Here is an 18,338-nt window from a genome sequence, read left to right on the forward strand (position 1 = left end):
CCGTTCAGGCGTTTTCCGGTTTCCGAGATCTATTCAGCAACCGCTTCCAGCCCCAGAATGGGCTTGATATAGGCATACAGGGCCGGAGAACCACCCGTGTGCACGTACAGCACGTTCTCCCCTTTTTTGAAGTAGCCTTTACGGCAGAGCCCAATGAGACCGGCCACGGCCTTACCCGTATACACAGGATCCAGAAGGATGCCTTCGGTCTTGGCCATGAGATTCACCGCCTCCACCATGCCTGCGTTGGGTACGGAATACTTGGGCCGCCAGTAATCGCCAAAGGTCACCACCGCTTCCCTTGGAATATCCTGCTTCATGCCCAGACGTTCGGCGGTTTCCAGGGCCACCTTATGCACCAGAGGATCCTGATCTTCCGGATCCCGACTTACGCCCACGCCCGTCACGGGGATGTTCATGTTGCACCCGAGAAAGCCGGTGAGCAGACCGGCATGGGTGCCTGCGGATCCCGAAGCCACACAGAGATGGTGAATATCCAGGCCTTTCTGAAAAAGCTGGTCCTGAATCTCCTGGGCGCAGGCCACATATCCGGTGGCACCAATGGCATTGGAGCCGCCTCCGGGAATCACGTAACCCTTGCGTCCTGCTGCGGCCAGCTCCTCAGCCACTTTGCCCATGGCTTCCATCATGTTGGTGCCTGCAGGCACTACCGTGATCTTTTCCACACCCAGAAGGTTGAAGAGAAAATTGTTCCCCGAGGCTTCGGGCTTGTAGGAGCCCGGTACCCGTTCTTCCAGCACCAGACGGCACTTCAGGCCTTCCTTCACCGCAGCTGCCAGGGTCAGACGACAGTGATTGGACTGCACGGCGCCGCAGGTGATCAGGGTGTCTGCTCCCTGCACCAGGGCGTCAGCCACAAGGAATTCCAGCTTGCGGGTCTTGTTGCCTCCGGAAGTCAGGCCCAGCAGATCATCCCTTTTGATGTAGATATTGGGGCCACCCACGGCTTCGGTGAAACGGGGCAGGAATTCAAGGGGGGTCTGGCCTTCGGTGTACCGGCGACGGGGGAATCTGGCGAGATTCATGGGCGTATCTCCTTATTATGCGTTAGCGTGCAAGAATGGCTTCAATTTCAATGTCCGCGTTTTTCGGCAGAGCCGCCACCTGTACGGCGGAACGGGCGGGAAAAACCTTGTCAAAATACTGGGCGTACACCGCATTCACGGCGGCAAAATCCGCCATATCCGTAAGAAACACCGTAAGCTTCACCGCCCGGTGCAGGCCCGTGCCTGCGGCCGCCCCAATGGCTGCGATATTCTTGAGGCACTGGTGGGTCCGGGCACTGATATCCCCCGCCACAAAATCACCTGTGGCGGGATCTATGGGCAGCTGACCCGAAACAAAAAGAAGATCGCCCACGGCAATCCCCTGGGAATAGGGGCCGATGGCCGCAGGGGCCTTATCCGTTGAAAATGGCTGCAGATCCCTTGGTTTATCCATATTTTCTCCTCCCGGATGCCAAACGTTTCGTATCAGAAGCGTTCCATGTCCTTTTCCGCCTGCATCCTTTTTAAATAATTGTATACCGTGTACTTGGACACCCCCATGAGGAGAGCCACCTGGTCAATGCCGCCTTTGATCTTAAAAACACCGTTGGCTTCCAGTTCCCGCACCGTTTCAATCCGCTCTTCCATGGACATGGTGGCCGACTGTTTGCCCACTTTGGCTTCCGCCTGCTGGAACAGGGTCTCTATGGTTTCTGTGATAGAGCCTGAGAAGGTCTCCACCTTTTCCTGACCGTTGAATCCCGAAACCGTACTGGTGAAAAGCTCCAGGGCATGCACTGCATTGCAGTAATCCGTTGTGTCAAAATTGATGCAGAAGGCCGCCATTACCTCCCCGGCTCTGTCCCGGATAAAAAGGGTCGTTGATTTCAGGGTCCGGCCATCCCGGCTGGTGGTTTTGTAATTGTGACGGTCCCGGCAACCCCGCCCTTCCTTATGCAGGGCCTTGAGCACCAGATCCGTTACAGGCCCGCCCACCTTGCGGCCTGTCACATTGCCGCTGATATGGCGGATGGACTGCTGGGGTTCTGACAGATCATGCAGCACCACTTCAAAATTCTTGGGAAACATGGCCGTGAAAGCCTCTGCGATCTGTATCAGTATCCTGAAAAGATGTTCCTTTTCTTCCATGGTTCTGCCTCTCCTTTCGCGCACCCGGCTGTGTCCGTAAAAAAGCATCTAAAATTTTAAGTTCCATGTCAATGAATTTTTGTTGAAGTCTTACAAAAAAAGTTGAATATTGTTTTCACACAAAATAAAACCAGGCTTTCTGAAGCTTTCAGAAAGTCTGGCCTGCACACCGCTTCTTCCCCATGGAAAAAACCAGATGACCCAATAAGTGCTGAAAACTCAACCCTCCCCTGCGGATGTGCCCTGAACAATATCCGTAAACACCGCAGCCGTCAGCCTGCCCAGATCCTCCGGTGAAAGGGAAATATCCAGCCCCCTCCGGCCTGCACTCACATAGATGAGCGGATAATCCAGGGCAGAACGATCAATAACCGTGGGCAGACGCTTTTTCTGGCCCAGAGGACTCACCCCGCCCAGCACATAGCCCGTAGCCCGCTCCACATCTCCGGCCGCCGCCATCTCCGCCTTTTTCGCGGAAAGCGCCTTTGCCATGGCCTTCATATCCAGCCGATCCCTCACAGGCACCACACCCACGGCCAGCTGTCGGCCATCCAGAAGCACCACCAGGGTCTTAAAAACCTGAGCTTCGGGAACGCCCAGCTTTTCCGCTGCTTCCAGCCCATAGGAAGCGGCTCTCGGGTCGTGGGTGTAGGCATGAAGCGTATGGATCATTTTCGCCCTGCGTACCGCCTGCACAGCCGGGGTCATGGTGCGCCTCCCGCTGCCCTCTCCTCTGACCATCCGTGGGAAACATCCCCTTCCCTCAGCGTCTCAAAAAGGGCGATGCCCACGGCTGTGGAAAGATTTAAGGAGCGGATATGGGAATAAATGGGAATATGAAAACGGCCTCCGGAAAACCGCTGCAGAATCTCCGGCGGCAGACCTTTGGACTCGGAACCGAAAACCAGAAACATACGCCCGGCACAGCCCATCTCCCGAAAGGAGCGGCTGGCGGTTTTGGTGAAAAAAAACAGCTCCTCTGCCTCGGGTTTCATGGCTTCCAGAAAGGCTCCGAAATCCGGCCACACCCGCACATCCACCCTGGGCCAGTAATCGAGTCCCGCCCGTTTCACCTCCTTTGCCCCCAAAGAAAAGCCCAGGGGCTCCACAAGGTGCAGCACAGCCCCTGTCCCCAGACAGGTCCGGCCCACACAGCCCGTATTCCAGGGGATTTCCGGATGGACCAGCACGATGTGCCGCTCCCTTTCTTCTTTTTTCCTGTTTTCCATCTTTTTTTAGCCAAGCTCCACGTTGTAAGGTATAGCATCAGGCATCGGGCCAAAGCCCGGTCCGCCTCCACCGAGGCCGCCTACGGGTAGCCCAATACGCCCGAATTTTCAAGAAAAGAAACGCCATGCGCATCGACTGCCATACCCACCTTTTTCCCAAAAGCGTACAAAAAAACCGGAACGCCTTTTTTGACGATCCGGCTTTCCGCCTTTTATACGAAAATCCAAGGGCAAGGCTGGAAGGCCCCCAGGCCCTTCTCCTGTCCATGGAAAAACATCAGGTGGACCTCTCCCTTGCTGCGGGTTTTCCCTGGCGCAACCGGGATCGGCTGAAAGCCCACAACGACTTTCTCCTTGAAACCCAGGCCCGGCATCCGGATCGTATCCTGGCCCTCTGCTGCGTACATCCCGAAGACCCCTGGGCGGAAGGGGAAGCCCGACGCTGCCTTGAAGCCGGAGCCTTCGGCCTTGGGGAGATCGCCTGCTATGACAGGGATTTTGATACAAAAATCCTCGAAAACCTCGGTCCCGTCATGGCACTCTGTGAAAACTTCCGCGCCCCGGTTCTTATCCATGTGAATGATCCCGTGGGCCATGGATATCCCGGTAAAGCGCCCATCACCCTTCAGGCTCTTGAATCCCTGATTCTGCGCTTTCCCCAAAACCCCATGATCCTTGCCCACGGCGGCGGAGGATATCCCTTGTACAGTCTCATGAAAAAGGGCCTTGCGGGTCATCCGGATTTCCTTTTCTTTGACACCGCAGCCTTTCCCTATCTCTACAAAAAAGACATCTATCCTGTACTCATAAGACTTCTCGGGGAAGGCCGCCTGCTCTTTGGTTCAGACTGGCCCCTCCTGGAACCGGACCGCTATTTCCAAGACATGGCCCAGGCAGGGCTTTCCTCTGATACCATCGCGGCCCTATGCGGTGAAAACGCCGCCCGCTTCCTCTTCAGAAAAAAAAATTTCGCCTGAACTCCAAAATCATCCCCCCTGGCTCCTGCCTTTTTTTCTCAGGCAGGCACCAGGATCTTCTTTGCCGTTTCCGTCCCTGCATCCGCAACCAGGGCCGTGAACACGGCTATATCTCCCCTGCGACCAAAAATATGCAGCCTGTCCCCTGCCGCCAGCACCCGCAGGGGAGAGGGATTGGGCAGCATCTCTCCGTCCCGGTCTATGGCCAGAACACTGACCCCATAACGCTCCCGGATCGCATTTTCCACAAGGTTCTTCCCGCACAAGGGTGAACTCTGGGGCAGACGGATGGTGGCAATGTCCGCATCCGGCACCTTGCAGGCAATACGGCTGCATGCGGCTTCAAAAATTTCCCCCCGGAACATGGCGTACCCGTCTTTGCGGATCTCCGCCACAAAGGCTGCAATGTCTTCCCTTGGCACATGGTAATGGTTGAGCAGGCGGGAAACGATCTCCACGGAAGTTTCAAATTCCTCGGGAATCACCTCGTCAGCTCCCAGCTCGTACAGCTCCGCCATCTCCGCCACATAGGAGGTGCGCACCACAATGTGCAGCCCCGGATGCATCCGCCTTGCCGTGACCGTGGCCCTGCGGATGGCCACAGGATCGTTCACCGCCACCACCAGGGCACTGGCGCTTTCAATATGGGCATGCTCCAGAATGGCGGACTGTCCCGCATCCCCGAAAATCACCTGTTCCCCCTTTTCCCTCAGCCTGCGCACGGTCTCTGGATTCACCTCAATGACACAGAAGGCAACACCCGACTGCCTTGCCGCATCGGCAATCTGGCGGCCGCAGAGGCCAAAACCCACAATCACCAGGTGATCCTTCAGACCTGCCACCGTATCTGCGGCCCCTTCTTCCGCCTCTGCCGCAGGCAGAAGGGTCTCCATTCTGTCCGCCACAAGGGCAAGAAAGGGCGAAAGGGCCATGGAGAGAACCGCCACCGCCACCACAAGCGAAGCCTGGGATTCGGACACAAGACCTAAGGGCGTGGCTGCGGTGAGCACCACAAAACCGAATTCCCCCACCTGGGCCAGCATCATGCCTGTGGGCAGAGCCACACTCAGGGGATAGCCCGTCATACGCACGGCAAAGGCTGCGGCCCCCACCTTGATGGCCATAAGCCCCAGGGTGGCAAAAACCACCGCAGCAGGACGCTCCAGAAAAATCCAGGGATCCAGCAGCATCCCCACAAAGACAAAAAAGAAAAAGGCGAACACATCCCGTAAGGGTTGGATATTGCCCATGGCCTCATGGCTGTATTCGGATTCGGACACCACAAGCCCAGCAAGAAAGGCTCCCAGAGCCAGAGAAAGGCCTGAAGCTGCGGTGAGCATGGTAATGCCCGCGCATAGAGCCACAATGGTGAGCAGAAAAAGCTCCCGGCTGCGGGTGCGCACCACCCGGTACAAAAGCCATGGAATGAATTTTCGGGCTGTGATCAGGGTGGCTGCCACAATCAGCACGGCCTTTGCCACCAGGAGGACCTGCTCGCCTGCGGAAACATCCTTTCCCGCAAGAAGGGGCAGAAGCAGGATGACGGGCACCACGGCCAGATCCTGAAAAATGAGAATACCGAGACTGTTCCGGCCGAGAGGCGCATCCATACGCCCCCGTTCCTGAAGAAGACGCAGGACAATCACCGTACTGCTCACCGCAGCCAGAAGCCCGAAGAAAAAACTCTGCCCCAGGGGCAGCCCCAAAAGCATGCAGGCTGCTCCCACGATGAGGGCCGTTCCACCCATCTGAAGGCTGCCGCCCATGAGTACGGTACGACGGATACGCCAGAGGGTACCGAGGGAGCACTCGATACCCACGGCAAAGAGCAGGGCCACCACCCCGATTTCTGCAAGAACCTCCACCTCATGGCTGGCCGACACCAGGCCCATACCATGGGGACCCACCAGGATACCGGTCACAAAAAACCCCACCACAGAGGGCAGATGCAGGCGATAACAGATCAGCAGAACCCCGCAGGCCAGAAGCACCACCCAGGTGAGATCCCGTAAAAGTCCAAGTTCCATTGCCTTGTCTCCGTAAAAGGTGCCGCAGATCCGGGATATGCCCCAGATCCTCGGCCAGAATTCTTACCTTATGCCTGAGCCCAGGGGAAAAACACAGTAAAAATCAATGGGGCTTTTTATTCATTCTTCATTTCTGCTATACCCTTTGCCCATCCGGTGCCTTTGCCCCGGATCAGGACCTGCACCCCACTTCAGGAACCTTTCTTCATGATTTCCTCGGGCTTCCGGCCTTTGAAAGGAAGCCTTCCTGGAATATCCGAATCCATAAGGAGAAATTCATGCGCCCCATCCGCATCGGAACCCGAAAAAGCCTTCTCGCCCTCTGGCAGGCGGAACATGTGGCCCGCCTGCTGCAGAAAGCCGGTATGCAGACCGAACTTGTGCCTCTGGAAACCAAAGGGGACAAGATCCTCGATGTATCCATCGCCAAAATCGGCTCCAAAGGTGTGTTCACCGAAGAGATCGAGGCAGCCCTTGCCTCCGGTGAGATGGACATTGCCGTACACAGCGCTAAAGACATGCAGTCCGTCCTGCCCCAAGGCTTTGAGCTCATTGCCTTCACGGAGAGAGAATACCCCGGTGACGTGCTGGTGAGCCGCAACCCCGAAGCCACCCTCTGCGATCCGGAAAAGCCCCTTACCGTGGGCACCTCCTCGGTACGGCGAGTGGCCCTTCTGAAACACGCCCACCCCCATATCCGTATCAGAGACATGCGGGGCAACCTCCAGACCCGCATCCGCAAGATGGACGAAGGCCAGTGCGACGCCCTGCTCCTCGCCTTTGCCGGTGTACACCGCATGGGCTATGATGCCCTGATCACCGAAAAACTACCCCTTTCCCTCTTCACGCCCCCCGTAGGCCAGGGCTGTATCGCCATCGAGGCCTTCACCCACCTGGACCCCGAACGCAAAGCCCGCATCCGGAATGCCCTCAACCATGAAGACACGGAAAATCGTCTTCTCGCAGAACGGGCCTACCTGCGCCGCCTTGAAGGGGGATGCAGCATTCCCGCCTTCGCCCTTGCAGAACTTGAAAACGATACTCTCACCCTTTCAGCGGGCATCATTGATACGGAAGGTGTTCGCCTTGTAAAAGAAAGGGTATCCGGTCCCAAAAATCAGGCGGAAAACCTCGGCCACGACCTTGCGGGAAGCATCCTTGATAAAGGAGGCCGGGAAATTCTTGCTGCCATCCGTAAGGATCGTGCGGGGGAATTCAGTGGCCAGCCCCTCCCCCCTGCCTGAGCAGGACACCCTGCCGAATCAGGTTGCAAGCGGGGCCTTCTGAAAGGACGGAGTCCAAGGGCCACTTCGTCCTTCAGGGCCTCTGGTTCTGCTGGCCCCCTGTCTTCCCTTTCCTCCGATAATCGTCATTTTTTTGACGAATCCCTTGACAAGCCCAGCCCTACCCGCTAGGCTTTCCCCATGCAACGGCCATACAAAAAATAAAAATACAACTATTTTAAACGGCTATGCGACACCCCAGATATGCATTCCACACAATGCTTCAAGGCGTTCAAGCCATTTTTTCCCATCACAAGACCATGAACATCCCCATACAAAAAGGAAAATCCATGGAATCCAGCCACACCGTTGAAAAAATCGGAGGCACCTCAATGTCCCGTTTTTCCGACGTACTCCAGAACATCGTACTGGGAAAACGGAGCCCCGAAGAACTCTACGGACGCATTTTTGTGGTTTCCGCCTATGCGGGCATCACCGATCTCCTTCTCGAACATAAAAAAACAAGGGAACCGGGCGTTTATGGCCTTTTTGCCAATGACGAGGCTTCCTGGGCCTGGGGAGATGCCCTCAACCGGGTGGCCGAACGCATGTTCGCCATCAATGCGGAACTTATGCCCTTAGGCCTGGACCGCATGACCGCAGACCGCTTTGTGCGGGAACGCATTGAAGGGGCCAGAAGCTGCCTTCTCGATCTCACGCGGCTCTGCTCCTTCGGCCACTTCCAGTTAGAAGAGCATCTCACCACCGTACGGGAAATCCTCAGCGCCGTGGGCGAAGCCCACAGCGCCTTCAATACGGTTCAGATCCTCCAGAATTACGGCATCAACGCAAAACTTGTGGATCTTTCCGGATGGATGGAGGAACACGCCCTGCCCATAGACGACAAAATCCGGTCTGTTTTTGCGGAAATTGATGTGTTTTCAGAAATCCCCATCGTCACCGGCTATACCCGGTGCAAGGAAGGACTGATGGCCACCTTTGATCGGGGATACTCGGAAATCACCTTCAGCAAGGTCGCCTGCATCACCGCAGCCAGGGAAGCCATCATCCACAAGGAGTTTCACTTGAGCTCCGGAGATCCCAAACTCATGGGCGCGGAAAATGTGGACCCCATCGGCCGTACCAACTACGATGTGGCGGATCAGCTCTCAGATCTCGGCATGGAAGCCATCCATCCCCAGGCGGCCAAAGGTCTGCGCCAGGCGGGCATTCCCATCCGCGTCAAAAACACCTTCGAGCCCGACCATCCCGGTACCGTCATCGATGGAACTTACAGAAGCCAGACCCCCTGCGTGGAAATCATCGCTGGCAGAGAAAGCCTCCTTGCCATCGAAATCTTTGACCAGGACAGGGTGGGCGCCTATGACCGCGAGGCCGCAGTCTGCGACATCTTCCGCAGATTCCGCATGCAGTCCATTGCCAAAAATCTCAATGCCAATACCCTCATTCATTATGTGGACAGTTCCCTCAAAAGGGTGAACCGCCTCACAGAAGCCCTGGAAGACGCCTTTCCCGGTGCACAAGTCACCGTACGGAAAGTGGCTCTCATTGCCGCCATCGGCAGCAATATGAAGGTTCCAGGCTTCCTTGCCGCTGCCACCACGGCCCTGTGCGAGGCAGAGGTCAACATTCTCGCCATGCAGCAATCCATCAGACAGGTTGACATGCAGTTCATTGTAGCCGAAGAAGACTATGCAAGGGCCGCCCAAGCCCTCCACAAAAAACTTGTGGAGGATGCGGCAAGGAATGGAAACGATACAACGGAGGTCAAGACCATGGCCTCATAAGCGGAGCCTGCATGTTCAAGCGCGATTTCAGTTACACGGTCTGGTGGAACCTTCTGCTCATCACCTTCGGATGTATCCTGTATTCCATTGCCATCAAAGGCATTGCCGTGCCCCATGCCTTTGTTCCCGGCGGCATGTTCGGCCTTGCCTCCCTCATCTACTACCTCACAGGATTCCTTGAGCCGGGAAGCATCTATCTCATGCTGAACATCCCCCTCATGATCCTCGGCGGGGTGATGCTCAGCAGGCGTTTTGTCCTGTATACCGTCTGGGCCATCCTTGTAACTACCGCAGCCTTTGCCCTTTCCACCTTCACCTTCCCCATCGAAAACCAGCTCTATGCGGCCATCAGCTGCGGGGTGATCTCCGGCATGGGGGCGGGCATGGTGCTGCGCTCCTTAGGCTCCAACGGCGGCCTTGACATCGTGGCCCTCATCCTTTTACAGCGCTACAACCTGGGCCTTGGAAAAACCTATTTCATCTTCAATCTCACCCTCTACCTTGCCAGCATCGCCTTTCTGGACGTGGATCTGGTCATTGCCTCCATCATCATGGTCTTTGTGTCCTCCGCCACCCTGGAGTACAGCCTTTCCATGTTCAACCAGCGCAAGGTGGTCTTTGTGATTTCCAACGATTCCGACGCCATTGCCCGCAGAATCATTGAGGAGCTGGGCATGAGCTCCACCCTCATCCCTGCGGTGGGCGCTTACCTGCGCACGGAACGCCAGGTACTCATGACCGTCATCAACAATGTCCAGCTCAAGCGCCTGGAAGAGATCGTTTTCACCCAGGATGCCAACGCCCTTTTTATTGTGGAAAACACCTTCTCCGTGCTGGGCGCATCTTTCTCTAAACGGAAAATTTATTAAATTCTGAACAAAATCAAATCAGTCAAAAACTTGACAGGCAAACCATCGCATGCTATGGTTTGCCTGTTCGCGTTCAAAATAAATATAAGATCTGAAACTCTAAAGGATTGCTTTCCCAAAGAAAGCCTCCAAACAGCCCAACCCCCATAAGGAGAAAAAGCGCCTGCTTCCCTGCATCCAGGACCAGGCCTGTGATGAAATCCCGAAAATCATCCTATACATTTCGGCATCCCTGCGCCGCTGATGGCGGCAAGCTCTGGGAGCTGGTGCGCAACACACCAGCCCTGGATCTCAATTCTGCTTATTACTACATCTACTTTGGCCACGCCTTTTCCCAAACCTCCCTCATCGCAGAAAAAGGGGAAAGCATCGCTGGCTTTATCACCGGGCTCCGCCCTCCGGAAAAGCCAGATTGCCTTTTCATATGGCAGGTCTGCGTTTCCACAGCCTGCCAGGGCCAGGGTCTGGGGCTTTCCATGCTGGATGCCCTCACACGAAAAGTACAGCCCAGGTGGGTGGAAGCCACGGTCACCCCTTCCAATCGGGCTTCCATTGCCCTGTTCACCGCCCTTGCCCGAACCCACAAGGCCCCATGGACCTTTCAGGAAGAAATTTTTCCGGCATCCTGTTTTGGCGCGGCAAGCCATGAAGCGGAAATTCTTTTTTCCATAGGCCCCCTGGCGATCCACTGAAAGATCGCTTTTTCGCGGCCTATGATTTTTTAATATTTTTCTGTCGCCTTATAAGGACTTTTTCCTGAAAAGAAGCGCTTGCTTACGCCTTCTTATTCATCAAAGCCCTTTCAGGACACAACGACCCCAAGGAGATCAAAACATGCGTATATTTGAATCCCTCGAATCCCAGGTGCGCGGATATATCCGCTCCTTTCCCACAGTGTTCGCCACCTCCAAAGGTGCCATCCTCACCGATGAAAACGGCAGGGAGTACATCGATTTTTTCGCAGGAGCAGGTACCCTCAACTACGGCCACAACAACGAGCGCATCACCAAAGCCATGATTGCCTACCTCGAAGGCAACGGCGTTCTCCATGGTCTTGACATGGCCACCACCGCCAAACGCAATTTTCTTGAAAAATTTTCTTCCACCATCCTGGAACCGAGGAACATGGATTACAAAATCCAGTTCACCGGCCCCACGGGCACCAACGCCGTAGAAAGTGCCCTGAAGCTGGCCCGCACCATCAAGGGCCGCTCCAACGTGGTGGCCTTCACCAACGGCTATCATGGCCTCACCATGGGCGCCCTTGCGGTCACGGGCAACACCTTTTACCGGGACGAGGCCCACATCAGCCGCTCCAACGTGAGTTTCATGCCCTTTGAGAATTATTTCGGAGATAACGTGGACTCCCTGGCCTGTCTTCGTAAAATGATAGAAGACACAAGCTCAGGCCTCGATCTGCCCGCAGCCGTCATCGTGGAAACCATCCAGGCCGAAGGCGGTATCAACGTGGCCTCGGCCGAGTGGCTGAAAGGCCTTTCCGATCTCTGCCGGGAATTCGACATCCTGCTCATCATCGACGACATTCAGGTGGGCAATGGCCGCACAGGAAGCTTTTTCAGTTTTGAGTTCGCGGATATCAAACCTGACATCATCACCCTTTCCAAGGCCATCGGCGGCGGCCTTCCCATGGCCCTTGTTCTCATGCGGCCGGATCTCGACCAATGGAAACCCGGTGAACACACGGGTACCTTCCGGGGCAACAACCTCGCCTTTGTGGCCTGCACCGAAGCCCTTTCCTACTGGGATAACCCCGCTTTAAGTGAGGCCGTTCAGTACAAGGGCGCACGTATGTACGAGGCTCTGGACGCCATCCGCAATACCCACCCGGAACTGGAAGCCAATATCCGGGGGCGGGGCATGATCTGGGGCCTTGAGCTTCCCGAACGCAACCTTGCGCGCACGGTGGTGGAAACCTGCTTTGAAAAAGGGCTGGTCATTGAGCTGGCAGGTGCGGAAAAACAAGTCATCAAGCTTCTCCCGCCCCTTGTCATTGAAGAGGATCTCCTCAAGCAAGGCCTCGCCATCATCGCGGAAAGCATCAAAGAGGTCTTGAAAAAACGGGAAATCCTGTAATAAGAATGTCTTATACCTACCTGGAAAGGGGGCCGGGGTGAGGGCAAAAAGATTCACAAACACCACCAGAACTATATTTTCATGCCTCGGAACAGGCCCTTTTTTTTCCCTTCTCCCCCTGGGAGAGGGCCGGGGTGAGGGATCACTTTCAGGCTACACGCAAACCCGGAAGTGGATGGAATCCGGAAAGAAGATCTTATGGCGGAGGTATCATGATCGTACGCAGGCTCAAAGAAATCATTGGAACGGAACGGGACAAGAAGGCAAAAAACGGTAACTGGGTCAGCCGCCGCTTTCTGCTGGCAAAGGATGGCATGGGCTTTTCCTTCCACGAAACCACCATTTTCGCAGGAACAGAAACCCGAATCTGGTACAAAAACCACCTGGAGGCGGTGTACTGCGTGGCCGGAAAAGGAGAGCTTGAAAGGCTGGATACAAAAGAGATCATCCCCATCACAGACGGCACCATGTATGCCCTGAACGGCCATGAACCCCATCTCTTACGGGCTTCCGAAGATCTGCGCCTTGTGTGTGTCTTCAATCCGCCCCTCATCGGCACAGAAGACCATAATTCGGACGGAGTCTATGCCACGCCCGAAGAGGAAAGCGCCAAATCTTAAAAAAAATCCAGCCCAAAAACCCGCAAGCCGGATCCATTCCGGAAATCCTGCGGGTTTTTCCTTCCATGGAGCCTGCAGGATTGACGGATCTTTTCCGGTTCATCGGTCCTGCAAAAAACCGATTCCACCCCCGCCTCACAGAACTCCCCTCCCCATGGGCCTGTCCAGGTCAAGGGAACAAGCAAGAAGTCCTTCGCTTTCCTGTCCATTTTTTTTACAATGCGTTCAGGACAGACAACAGCTCCGGGCTTATTCCGCCCATATCCGAGCTTCAGAATCCGCAAAGCAGAGCTTTTTTTTAAAGGTACGATTTTTGCTTTGTGTTATTGGTTTTTTCTGTCTGTCCGAAGAAAGCGCGGGAGGTCCCTCATGAAAAAAACGTGGCACAGCCTTTTATTCGACGCCGCAGATCACCATCTTCTGGAAATCGTCCAGGATATCCGCAACCGAAAAAAGGAACGCAAACACCTGCGCCAACGCATTGGTCCCTACCTGCACCCAAGGGGCATCAAGGAAATGGCGGCCTCCAGGGAACTTCGCATGGCCTATGCCACGGTGCATCTTCTGGACAGCCTGGATGCGGGACGGGTGGAAGATCGCCTCACCGCTCTCCAGGCCCTGATGGATGAAGTCATGAGCTCCACGGAAAGCAACCTGCGCAAAAACACGGCACGGGTGATGCTCCAGCTTATGAAGGAGCTGATCCGAAATGAGGGCGACACCCTGCGTCAACTGGCCCTGGCCCACGATTTCAGACGGGCCGCCGCAGGCAAGCCCAGGGTCATCCGCAAACTTCTCCAGCATTACCATCTACTGGAGATGCCCGAGGAATGGAATCAGATCAGCTTTGACGAACATGTGCATGACGCCAACACCAAAGGGCGAAAAAGTCCCTCCCACCTCATCATGGATGCCTGGATCAAGGGCATCCGCGAACTCCGGGTCATTTATTACAACCACATTCCGCCTCAGGCCATTTCCGAGCTCATGAGTGCTGCCGCCATCATGGACATCAAGGCCAGTATCGGCATTGAGTACACCGCCCCTTTTCGAAATCGCATGGTGCATTTCATCTGGACACCCGCAGGCCTTGACACCGCAGAATCCATGATCCGCTTTTTCAGCCTTCCCAGAGTGGAGGCCTTCATGGAAAAGGCCAGAGCCGTATCCCGCCACATGGCTGCGGATGTGCTGCGTCGCCTTTCGGATTTCAATACCCGGCAGAAAACAGACATCGAAAAAAACCTCGCCATTTCCATTCCCCATGCCAGGGAGGAGGATTTTCTCGCCATGGTGGGGTCCGGCCAGCCTGCCCTTCTCCACCTTTCCGCCTATCTGCATACCCTCATTACAGAAAGCATCCGCAAAGCCCTGGCGGAGAGCGGGGATCCAACGGCGGAAATTCTTGAAAAACGTCTCAAAACCCTTGAGGAATGCACACCTCAGACCCTTGAAAACCAGCTCCTTGCATTGAACGAAAAACCAGGCCCGAAAGTTGAGGAAGAAAATCTTCCCGAACTCCTTACCCGGCCTGCGGAAGCACTCATGGCCGAACTTGCGGCCCTCCACCCTTCCTTCACCCTGACCCTTAACCTGAAACACCTGCAGGTGGCGGATGTGGCAGAGCTTCTTTTCCGCGCCGAAGGCCGCATCTCCCACCTTGAAATCTACAACCTCAAGGATCAGGCCCTGGGCAGGGCAGGGGCCTATAAAGAAATCAATGCCCTGCAGCTGGCCCTCAATCAGGGCAACATCATCATCCTCAAACGCATGCTACTCAACTGCTGCAAAGCCCTGGAACAGTCCGGAGATGGGGCCTCCCTGGATCAGGCCCAGAGTCTGGAAGACATCATTTTCCAGATGGGCCGTCTTGTGGAACCCTATCGCAAGCGCCCCCTGAAAACCCGCATCGGCACAGACTCCACCGGAAATTTTCCCTGGTCTTACGGTATGGGCCTTGTTCTCCGCGACACCCTTCCCTTCCGCGCCAGGCGTTATCTGGATCAAAAGTTGGGAAAACATCACCACAGGCCCGGTATCCGCATTCCCGTGCAGCCCCGCACCACCTGGATCCCGAAAAAGCCGCCCTTACGGAAACTGGCTCCCCTTCTCTACCGCCTGCGGTATGCCAGGCTGCTCCGGCCCCTTACCCACAGGGCCGTATCCGAATTTGTCATCCAGAAAGACGCCGTCCGCCTGGAGCCCAGAGGCAATGTCATCACCCTGGGCGGGGTTCTGGACCCCTCCAGAAGACAGGCCCGGAATGCGGGAGTTTTCAAGGAACAACCCTTTCGTTTTCATGCACTGAGCTATCTGAACACCGAACTCAGCCAAGGAGCCAAAGTACTCATCGGCTTTATCCCGGCCTTTCTCACCTTCGCCCTCACCAAAGACTGGTGGCTTCTCGCCTATTTCGGTGCGGTAATCTGGTTTGTCATCACAGGGCTTCGCAATATCCTGCAATCCGTGCTGGGCGGCGGGGGCATCCGGCGCTCTCCCCTTCTCAAGTGGCACGACCATGTACGCTGGGGCCGGGTGGCGGACTCCCTTCTTTTTACGGGATTTTCCGTTCCCCTCCTCGATTATGTGGTGAAAACCCGCATCCTGGATGAGGTCTTTGGCATCACCACCACAACCAATCCCATGGCCCTCTACGCCTTCATGGCCCTTGCCAACGGCATCTACCTTTCCACCCACAGTTTTTTCCGGGGGCTGCCCAGGGCCGCTGTTATCGGAAACTTCTTCCGCAGCCTTCTTTCCATTCCCGTGGCCATTTTCTTCAGCGCCATCTGCGGACAGATCCTTTCCAGCGCTGGCTACACCCAGGTGGATGCCATCTTGCAAAAATGGGCTGCGGTCATTTCCAAAGCCGCATCGGATACGGTAGCAGGCATCATTGAAGGGCTTGCCGACCGGTTCCACAACCTCGGCCTCCGGGCTCAGGATTACCGGAAAAAAATGCGCCAGATCTTTGATACCTGCATGAATCTTGAGCTGGCCTTTCCCCACTCCCAGATCCTTACCCTGCTGGCCGATTCCGACAACCGCATACTGCAAAACTCCCATCCCCAGTCAGGGCTTTCCACCATGGTGGCCATCAATGCTCTCGATCTTCTCTATTTTTTCATGTACCAGCCCAGGGCCCAGGTGGCCCTCAAGCAGCGCATCGACCGCATGACCAGTGATGAACGGCGTATCTTCTACGCCTGCCACCTCGTGCTGGAAGAGGAAAAACATGTGAGCACACTTTTGATCAACGGGCTTCTCGGGAAAAACTTCGGACCCGGTCTTTCCTTTTATCTCGCCCATTACAAAGGCTACCTTGAAACCTTAAGACGATGGATTCCCGAAGCCTCCGTCCCCCAGAACAAGACAGACGGCCCAGGAGATTTCCCTTAAAAACCAAAGAGCTCCGTTCTCCGTGAAAACACACGCTTTCAGAACGCCTGTTTCCCGTTTTTTTCTTTGAGGCCTTCCAGCATTTCAAGAAATTTTTCAGGCGGAAGATACCCCGGCCGGTTCAGAAGCACCGTCCCCTCCGGAGAAAGAAAAACACTGGTGGGAACGGTTTCCAATCCAAAACGCCGGGCCAGATCCCGGGTTTCCACCACATTGATTTTCACAGAAATAAAATCCGCATTAAGTTTGGTGATGACCTTCTCTGCGGAAAAGGTCTCTTCTGCCATGGTTTTGCACCAGGGGCAGGTGGGGGTATAGAAATAATAATAAATCTTCTTGCCGGAAGTCCCTGCTGTCTCAAGCGCCTTTTCAAGGGGAGTCCAGTTCAGGGTTTCTGCGGAAACGGTAAAAACGCCCATCAGCATGAAAAAAACAAAAAACAGCCCTTGACGGAATGTCTGCATAAAAAAATCTCCTTATATCCGTAATATGGTCTGGCCCCGATGGGGAGAAAGGATCCCGCGTGAAACGCTAAAGAAAGGGAAGATACCTGTCAAGGGCAGGGAGAGGCTATGGAGCAAACCCCCCGTTTCTCATTCCCACAAAAAAGCCCCCGCACCTTCCAGGAAAAAAGATGCGAGGGCCATTTCTTTTAAAATTCCTTTGAGGATACGGAGCGTCAATCCATCAGGCCGTTCTGGGAGAAAACCACCCGGAGGTCGCCTTGCAGAAGGCCACCAGCATGAGCATAAGTGGCACCTCAATGAGCACCCCCACCACCGTGGCAAGGGCAGCACCGGAGGACAGACCAAAGAGCATGACCGCCGTGGCGATGGCCACCTCAAAATGGTTGGAAGCACCGATCATGGCCGCGGGTGCCGCATCTTCATAGGAAAGCTTCAGCATCCGGGCGGCAAGATAGCCAATGGCAAAAATGAAAAGGGTCTGGAGAGTCAAAGGGATGGCGATCCAGACAATGGTCATGGGATTGGCCAGAATCACCTCCCCCTTAAAAGAAAAGAGCAGGACCAGGGTAAAGAGCAGGGCCGTGATGGTCACAGGGGTGAGTACATGGAGAAAACGTTCCTCAAACCAGGTTTTTCCTTTGATGGCCAGAATCCATCTGCGGGAAAGGTAGCCCGCCACAAGGGGAAGAGCCACATAAATGGCGATGGAGAGCAGGAGGGCCTGCCAGGGGATGGGCAGACGGCCCACACCGAGCAAAAAACCGCCAAGAACCCCATACAGCACCAGCATGGTCAGGGAGTTGATGGCCACCATGACGAGCGTCAGGCCGTCATTGCCCCTGGAAAGATAGCCCCAGACCAGCACCATGGCCGTGCAGGGCGCAATCCCCAGAAGGATACAGCCCGCAAGATAGGAGCGCCACAGGGGAATCTCCAGCATACGGACACCCTCATGAAGCACCACCGTACCGGCTCCGTGTACAGCCCCCAGGGGAAGATCCAGACCTAAGGGCATTTTCACAAGATCCGTGGCCTCAGGCCCGATAAAGCCCCTGAAAAGAAAACCCAGGAAAAAAAGGGCAATGGCATACATGGTAAAGGGCTTAATGCCCCAGTTGATGAAAAGGGTGAGAAGAACAGGTTTTGCGCTTTTTCCCGCCTTCACCACACTGGCAAAGTCAATTTTCACCATGATGGGGTACATCATGAAGAAAAGACAGATGGCAATGGGAATGGACACCACAGGGGCCCCGTTCACCGTGAGGGCCATGCCATCCAGGGTTCTGGCGAAATCCGGGGCAAGCTTCCCCAGAACAATGCCACCCACAATGCAAAGCCCCACCCATAGGGTGAGGTAACGCTCAAAAAGGCTTTTCATCCGCCTTTCTTCCAATGCCGCCTGTTGGGTCATTTTTCTGATCTCCTTTTTTTCCTCAAAATCCGCCAAAGGCCAGGCCGTTTTTCTTTAT

At 55.3% G+C, this 18,338-nt stretch carries 16 protein-coding genes; 8 read left to right on the forward strand and 8 right to left on the reverse strand.

Annotated features, from left to right (window positions below; translation table 11 throughout):
- Nucleotides 1-29: 29 nt before the first annotated feature.
- The 5 genes from RBR60_RS10000 to RBR60_RS10020 all read right to left on the reverse strand — a co-directional run bounded on the left by RBR60_RS10000 (nucleotide 30) and on the right by RBR60_RS10020 (nucleotide 3,346).
- Nucleotides 30-1,046 (reverse strand): D-cysteine desulfhydrase, encoded by a 1,017-nt coding sequence (locus RBR60_RS10000; protein WP_320356301.1) that lies wholly within the window; start codon nucleotides 1,044-1,046, stop codon nucleotides 30-32.
- Nucleotides 1,047-1,068: 22 nt separating this feature from the next.
- Nucleotides 1,069-1,461 carry a RidA family protein gene (locus RBR60_RS10005; RefSeq protein ID WP_320356303.1) on the reverse strand — a complete coding sequence of 131 codons (393 nt, stop codon included), beginning with the start codon at nucleotides 1,459-1,461 and terminating at the stop codon, nucleotides 1,069-1,071.
- Nucleotides 1,462-1,493: 32 nt separating this feature from the next.
- Entirely contained in the window at nucleotides 1,494-2,156 is a 663-nt protein-coding gene (locus tag RBR60_RS10010) for a transcriptional regulator (protein ID WP_320356305.1), read from the reverse strand.
- Nucleotides 2,157-2,375: 219 nt separating this feature from the next.
- Nucleotides 2,376-2,864: a Cys-tRNA(Pro) deacylase gene (gene ybaK / locus RBR60_RS10015; RefSeq protein WP_320356307.1), complete on the reverse strand. Its 489-nt coding sequence runs from the start codon at nucleotides 2,862-2,864 to the stop codon at nucleotides 2,376-2,378.
- Nucleotides 2,861-3,346 (reverse strand): tRNA (cytidine(34)-2'-O)-methyltransferase, encoded by a 486-nt coding sequence (locus tag RBR60_RS10020; protein ID WP_320356309.1) that lies wholly within the window; start codon nucleotides 3,344-3,346, stop codon nucleotides 2,861-2,863. Before RBR60_RS10020 ends, ybaK begins: the two co-directional genes overlap by 4 nt.
- A gap of 164 nt (nucleotides 3,347-3,510) precedes the next feature.
- On the opposite strand from RBR60_RS10020, the gene RBR60_RS10025 reads away from it, so the two are divergent.
- Nucleotides 3,511-4,362: an amidohydrolase family protein gene (locus RBR60_RS10025; protein ID WP_320356311.1), complete on the forward strand. Its 852-nt coding sequence runs from the start codon at nucleotides 3,511-3,513 to the stop codon at nucleotides 4,360-4,362.
- A gap of 38 nt (nucleotides 4,363-4,400) precedes the next feature.
- Here the strand turns inward: RBR60_RS10025 and RBR60_RS10030 are convergent, their stop codons facing one another.
- Nucleotides 4,401-6,389: a cation:proton antiporter gene (locus tag RBR60_RS10030; protein WP_320356313.1), complete on the reverse strand. Its 1,989-nt coding sequence runs from the start codon at nucleotides 6,387-6,389 to the stop codon at nucleotides 4,401-4,403.
- Between the two features lie 278 nt (nucleotides 6,390-6,667).
- Between RBR60_RS10030 and hemC the strand changes: the two genes are divergently transcribed.
- The 7 genes from hemC (at nucleotide 6,668) to RBR60_RS10065 (ending at nucleotide 16,402) form a co-directional block, all read left to right on the forward strand.
- Entirely contained in the window at nucleotides 6,668-7,633 is a 966-nt protein-coding gene (gene hemC / locus RBR60_RS10035) for a hydroxymethylbilane synthase (protein ID WP_320356315.1), read from the forward strand.
- 329 nt (nucleotides 7,634-7,962) lie between these two features.
- Nucleotides 7,963-9,420, forward strand: a complete 1,458-nt coding sequence (locus tag RBR60_RS10040; RefSeq protein WP_320356317.1) for an aspartate kinase — start codon at nucleotides 7,963-7,965, stop codon at nucleotides 9,418-9,420.
- 11 nt (nucleotides 9,421-9,431) lie between these two features.
- Nucleotides 9,432-10,289, forward strand: a complete 858-nt coding sequence (locus RBR60_RS10045) for a YitT family protein (protein WP_320356319.1) — start codon at nucleotides 9,432-9,434, stop codon at nucleotides 10,287-10,289.
- A 194-nt stretch (nucleotides 10,290-10,483) separates the two neighbouring features.
- Nucleotides 10,484-10,981, forward strand: coding sequence for a diaminobutyrate acetyltransferase (gene ectA / locus RBR60_RS10050; protein WP_320356321.1), 498 nt, complete (start codon nucleotides 10,484-10,486; stop codon nucleotides 10,979-10,981).
- Nucleotides 10,982-11,123: 142 nt separating this feature from the next.
- Complete coding sequence (gene ectB / locus RBR60_RS10055) at nucleotides 11,124-12,383, forward strand: diaminobutyrate--2-oxoglutarate transaminase (protein WP_320356322.1); 1,260 nt, start codon at nucleotides 11,124-11,126, stop codon at nucleotides 12,381-12,383.
- A gap of 212 nt (nucleotides 12,384-12,595) precedes the next feature.
- Nucleotides 12,596-13,003 carry an ectoine synthase gene (locus RBR60_RS10060; protein WP_320356324.1) on the forward strand — a complete coding sequence of 136 codons (408 nt, stop codon included), beginning with the start codon at nucleotides 12,596-12,598 and terminating at the stop codon, nucleotides 13,001-13,003.
- Between the two features lie 369 nt (nucleotides 13,004-13,372).
- Complete coding sequence (locus RBR60_RS10065) at nucleotides 13,373-16,402, forward strand: hypothetical protein (protein ID WP_320356326.1); 3,030 nt, start codon at nucleotides 13,373-13,375, stop codon at nucleotides 16,400-16,402.
- 38 nt (nucleotides 16,403-16,440) lie between these two features.
- Here the strand turns inward: RBR60_RS10065 and RBR60_RS10070 are convergent, their stop codons facing one another.
- Together RBR60_RS10070 and arsB are read right to left on the reverse strand one after the other, a co-directional pair.
- Nucleotides 16,441-16,866 carry a thioredoxin family protein gene (locus RBR60_RS10070; protein ID WP_320356328.1) on the reverse strand — a complete coding sequence of 142 codons (426 nt, stop codon included), beginning with the start codon at nucleotides 16,864-16,866 and terminating at the stop codon, nucleotides 16,441-16,443.
- 223 nt (nucleotides 16,867-17,089) lie between these two features.
- Nucleotides 17,090-18,280 (reverse strand): ACR3 family arsenite efflux transporter, encoded by a 1,191-nt coding sequence (arsB, locus tag RBR60_RS10075; RefSeq protein WP_320356330.1) that lies wholly within the window; start codon nucleotides 18,278-18,280, stop codon nucleotides 17,090-17,092.
- Nucleotides 18,281-18,338: the final 58 nt, after the last annotated feature.

Origin of the sequence: Desulfobotulus sp. (assembly GCF_034006065.1) — a bacterium.
Classification (GTDB): Bacteria; Desulfobacterota; Desulfobacteria; order Desulfobacterales; family ASO4-4; genus Desulfobotulus.